Below are 4,792 nucleotides of genomic sequence, written 5' to 3' on the forward strand. Positions count from 1 at the left end.
AGCGAAACATTATAACTCAAAATCCCTTATTTTCAAACCCTACAACGCATACACTACAAGCTTATCATCATGCCAGATCGCTTCTAAAGGCGTGTCATAAAGCATGCTTAAATTGTGCGAAGTCATAGCGATTGGCGTGGAAGCTTGCAAAAAAAGTTTTTTATCTTTGAGCATGACCACATGCGTGGAGTGCCTGGCAACCAAATTGGGATCATGGATATTGACTAAAACGCTCAATTCTCGCTTTTTCATCTCATCTTTAATCGCATCAAAAAAAAGGGCTTGGTTTTTTAAATCTAACGCGCTCGTAGGCTCATCCAGTAACAATAAGGGCGTTCTTTGCAACAAGCTTCTGGCTAAAAGCACCATTTGCCTTTGACCGCCGGACAAATCGTTAATGCCTTGATCTTTTAAGGATTCTAAATCCAAGCGCTCTAAAACGCTCGTGGCTTCTTTAATGTGCTTAGCTTTAGGCATAGCGAATAGATTCAAATGCGTCGCTTTCCCCATTAAAACAAAATCCAACACGCTGAAATTGAACGCATAATATTCCACTTGAGGGATATAAGCGATCAATTTGGCTTTTTCATAAGGCTTTAAGGGTAAAATATCTTTGTTACACGCCTTGATTTCGGTTTCTTCTAAAGGCTTCAAAAGCCCTAAAAGGCATTTTAAAAGCGTGGTTTTACCCGAGCCATTAGGCGCTAAAATGCTTGTGATGCTGTTTTTTGGCACGCTAAAACTCAACTTGTCTAAAATGAGTTTTTGAGAATATTTAAAGGACAGGTTTTTAACTTCTAAGACCATCACACCCCCCTAGTCCTGAATAAAAGCCATAGGAAAAAAGGCGCTCCTAAAACGCTTGTCGCAATGCCTACCGGTAAATCATAGGGGGTAATGGTTTTAGCCACCACATCCGCTAAAAGCAAGAAAAACGCCCCCATTAACAAAGAGCTTAAAAGCAATTTTTGTAAATTCGCCCCAAAAAACAACCTCGCCACATGCGGGATCACTAACCCAATCCAGCCGATCGTGCCGGACACGCTCACCGCTAAAGCGCTCGCAACGCTCACGCACACCAAACAAAGCGATCGCAACAGCACCGGATTAATCCCCAAACTCAAACTTTGCACATCGCTCAAGCTCAATAAATTGATGCGCCACCTTAACAAAAAGAGAGGGATAAAGCCCAAAGATAGCCCTATGAAAGCGATCAAACAATCCTTATAACTGCTTAAAGACAAGCTCCCTAAAAGCCACACGACAATCGCTTGCGCTTTTTGGGGGATCACAAAGAATTTTATCGCCCCAGCTAGTGCGCTTAAAAACGCGCTCAACACCACCCCTGAAAGCACCAACGAAAGGACGGAATTACCCAAAACCCTATTCATCGCCAAAACAGCAAGGCTGGCTAAAATCGCCCCAAAAAACGCTAAAATCGCAATGTTAGACTCCACCACCGCTATCGCCATCGCCACGCCTAGCATCGCTCCACTAGAAATCCCTAATAAAAAGGGATCGACTAAGGGGTTTCTAAAAATCGTTTGCATCACCACCCCACTCCCGGACAAACTCGCCCCCACTAAAAGCGCTAAAATCACTCGTGGTAATCGTATTTCTAAAATAATAACACTTAAAGAGCTCAGTTCTTCATTGTGCAAAAAGTGGTTTTTCACATTCAGGCACACTTCTTGCCATTCTTCCAAACTCAAGGACTCCCCTCCAAACAACAACACCACCACCGCTAAAATCACGCAAGCTAATGCAATATGATAGGTTTTAAGCATCACGCTTCCTTTTAAGAACAATTAATCTGAACAAAGAATCATACCAGCTACTCGGGAGGATTCGATACAACGCCAACAACAATTGGGTTTTTAAACCGATCAAATAGCGGGCCTTGATTTTTTGACTCATACTAAGAAAAACGATTTTTTGCGCCACGACTTTAGGGCTTAGGGCGTTTTGATACACGCCAGAATAAAAGCTTTTAGCCGTATTCACTTCCAACGCATAAACGCTATCTTTCCGCTCATCGTTTTCAAAAGCGGTTTTTTCCCAATTGCTTTTCACCGGGCCTGGCTCAATCAAACACACTTGAACGTTAAAGGGTTTAAGCTCTAAACGCAAGGCATCGCTATAAGCTTCTAGGGCATGCTTACTCGCGCTGTAATGGCCTAAAAAGAGCATGCTCACACGCCCCGCTATGGAAGAAAGGTTAAAAATCTTAGAATAAGGCTTGTTTTTTAATAAGGGCAAACAAAACTGCACCACTTCACAAAGGGCGAAAAAATTCACGCTAAATTGCTTTTTAACCTCTTCAATGGGCGTGTCTTCCACGCTCCCAAACACCCCATAACCAGCGGAATTGATCAAAACATCGCAATGATCTTCTTTAGCGCTGATGTTTAAAAACACTTCCTTTAAAGCGTTAGAATCGCTCACATCAATATCAACGCACTCGCACAACGCATGGTTTAAGGCTACGCACAAAGTCGCGCGCCTAGAGAGCGCATAGACCTTATACCCTTGATCTAACAGCATTAACGCGCACTCTAACCCAATCCCAGAACTCGCCCCAGTGATAATTGCCACCTTTTGGCTTTCTTTTTTCTCGCCCATTATCTAACGCTAACCCTCTTATTATTTTTCTAATGCCTCTAATATTCACTTAATATTACTTAATTTTTACTAATATATAGTTCTTGGAATGTTTTTTACAAAAAACGTTTTTAACACTAATTTTAATTAAGGAGAAGCAATGCCTCAAATACAATCATCGCATTCCAATCATTTTGATTTTACTATAGACACAGCGGATCGCACTAAATTATTGATGAGCTATTTAGTCGTGCCTACAACCGCTAATTTCAACAATGTCATGCATGGGGGGGAATTATTGAATTTGTTGGATAAAGTCGCTTATGTGTGTTCGACTCGTTATTGCGCTAAAGGAACGGTCACTTTAAGCGTGGATGGGGTTACTTTTAAATACCCCATTCCTGTAGGGAATTTGCTCACTTTTTTAGCCAGCATCAATTATGTGGGCAACACTTCGTGCGAAGTGGGCATTAAGGTTTTGAGCGAAGACATTAAAACTCGTGAAATCACGCACACCAATTCATGCTATTTCACGATGGTGGCTGTAGAAAATGGCAAACCCACCCCCATGCCTAAATACGAGCCTAAAACAGAGGTTGAAATCCGCCGTTATGAAGGGGCTTTGAAGCGTAAAGAAATGCGCACACGAGGGTATTTGAAAAGCGGGAAACACGAGAATATTTAAAAAATAAAAAAGCGTGAGCGGTGTTTTAACCCTAAATTTATCCCTAAAAAGAGGGGTAGTTGGTTTGAGCAATTTGGTTTAAGCGTTATAAATTGTGTGGGTGGATTAAAACAGCTTGCTATGACTACATGAATCATAAAAAAGCGTTGCTTTCCACTCTATAAGTGCCAAAAATTTTAAAAATTTGGCTAAACACTAGGATTTCACAATCTCAGTAAAATCGCTAAAGTCCTCTACCTTAAACACTCTAATATCCCTAACAGACTTTTTAAACCACTCAATTTGAGAGAGTTTATTGATCGCTTTATAGACTTGCACCAGAGTGTTTTCTTTAGAATAATTAACATAAACGCTCCCTTGAGTGTTTTCAAACCCTAATAGCTCTAATTCTTGCCTTAAATCATCATAGGCTTGTAAGGTTCTTTTGTATTTTTTTTAAAATCTCAATCTTTAAATCAAACGCTAGAGCATACATTTTCAAAACCTTTATCTTTTTTCTCTTTTTAACTCGTTTGTAAGATCATCTAAACTATCAATTTGAGTGAGATTAACCCCATTTAACGCATCTCTCATGGCTTGTTGCGTTTCAATATTTGGGGTTTCATGACCAAAGCAACAATCATTAGCTCTTTTGTTGATCTCTTGTAAGATTTTATTCAATTCTTCTAACTTGATAGTGAAACCTTTATCTTTTTTTTCTAGCTCTTTAGCCATTTTCTTTTCAAGATACGCCCTATCCCTTTTTAGCTTTTCAATTTCTTGTTCTTTTTTATTCATGAGATTAAAAAGCTGTCTTTGGCTGTATTTTGTGTAATCTTTGTTGGTGGTGTTTGGCATGCTTTATTCCTTTATTAAAAATATAAGATCAGTTCATTATAGCGCAAGCGATAGAGCGGTATTAAAAAGGCTAGAAAACTAAAAACTTAAAGATTAAAAAGCGGATTGAAAAATCAGTGAAAAGATCAAAAGATCTGTTAGTAAAAAATTTTAAAAAAGTTTAAAAATTTAAAAGTTTTGTGAGTGAAAAATAATTGTTTTAGATTTGATTTTATAATAAAATTCATTTTATTGAGTTTTGTTTTATTCTCTTAAAAAGATAGGAAGCATTTGAAACCATTCTCCCCCTTTTAGCCCCACTAAACCCCCAAAAAGAAGCGCTTTTTTAAGAGATTACCGCTTGAATTAACGCCAAGTTTCCCACTAACTAATCACTAAAAACACTAAAAAGGATTTTTTCATCAAACCCCCCCCCAAAAAAGAGGGTTAAAAAAAGAAAGGGTTCAAAACAAAAAGAAAGTTCAAAAAAAGAAAGTTCAAAAAAAGGAGTTCAAAACAAAGAGTTTAAAAAAGAAACCCATTAAAAAGAGAATTCAAAAACAAAGGCTTCAAAAAAATTAAACCCCTCCAAAAAAAAAGGCTTCAAAAGAAACCCCTTAAAAAGGGGGTTTCACAAAGGGGTTCAATGTGAGCTTTTAGTAAGCGAACACATAATTCAAATACACGCTA

The 4,792-nt window shown here is 38.6% G+C and carries 5 protein-coding genes and 1 pseudogene; 1 reads left to right on the forward strand and 5 read right to left on the reverse strand.

Going from position 1 to position 4,792, the window contains the following annotated elements:
* Positions 1-39: 39 nt before the first annotated feature.
* From BZK24_RS04625 to BZK24_RS04635, 3 genes are read right to left on the reverse strand one after another with little or no spacing between them, the layout of a single operon-like run.
* Positions 40-807: an ABC transporter ATP-binding protein gene (locus BZK24_RS04625; RefSeq protein WP_077656725.1), complete on the reverse strand. Its 768-nt coding sequence runs from the start codon at positions 805-807 to the stop codon at positions 40-42.
* Complete coding sequence (locus BZK24_RS04630; protein WP_077656726.1) at positions 807-1,787, reverse strand: FecCD family ABC transporter permease; 981 nt, start codon at positions 1,785-1,787, stop codon at positions 807-809. The genes BZK24_RS04625 and BZK24_RS04630 overlap by 1 nt, the downstream gene beginning before the upstream one ends.
* Positions 1,780-2,622: an SDR family oxidoreductase gene (locus BZK24_RS04635; RefSeq protein WP_143424381.1), complete on the reverse strand. Its 843-nt coding sequence runs from the start codon at positions 2,620-2,622 to the stop codon at positions 1,780-1,782. Before BZK24_RS04635 ends, BZK24_RS04630 begins: the two co-directional genes overlap by 8 nt.
* A gap of 139 nt (positions 2,623-2,761) precedes the next feature.
* Between BZK24_RS04635 and BZK24_RS04640 the strand changes: the two genes are divergently transcribed.
* Positions 2,762-3,286, forward strand: coding sequence for an acyl-CoA thioesterase (locus BZK24_RS04640; protein ID WP_001135604.1), 525 nt, complete (start codon positions 2,762-2,764; stop codon positions 3,284-3,286).
* 195 nt (positions 3,287-3,481) lie between these two features.
* Here BZK24_RS04640 and vapD read toward each other — a convergent pair.
* Together vapD and BZK24_RS04650 are read right to left on the reverse strand one after the other, a co-directional pair.
* A pseudogene (gene vapD, locus BZK24_RS04645) lies at positions 3,482-3,761 on the reverse strand (endoribonuclease VapD).
* An 11-nt stretch (positions 3,762-3,772) separates the two neighbouring features.
* A complete protein-coding gene (locus BZK24_RS04650; protein ID WP_001874283.1) occupies positions 3,773-4,123 on the reverse strand; it encodes a hypothetical protein in 351 nt (116 codons plus the stop codon).
* Positions 4,124-4,792: the final 669 nt, after the last annotated feature.

Origin of the sequence: Helicobacter pylori, assembly GCF_001998165.1 — a bacterium.
In the GTDB taxonomy this organism is placed as follows: Bacteria; Campylobacterota; Campylobacteria; order Campylobacterales; family Helicobacteraceae; genus Helicobacter; species Helicobacter pylori_DL.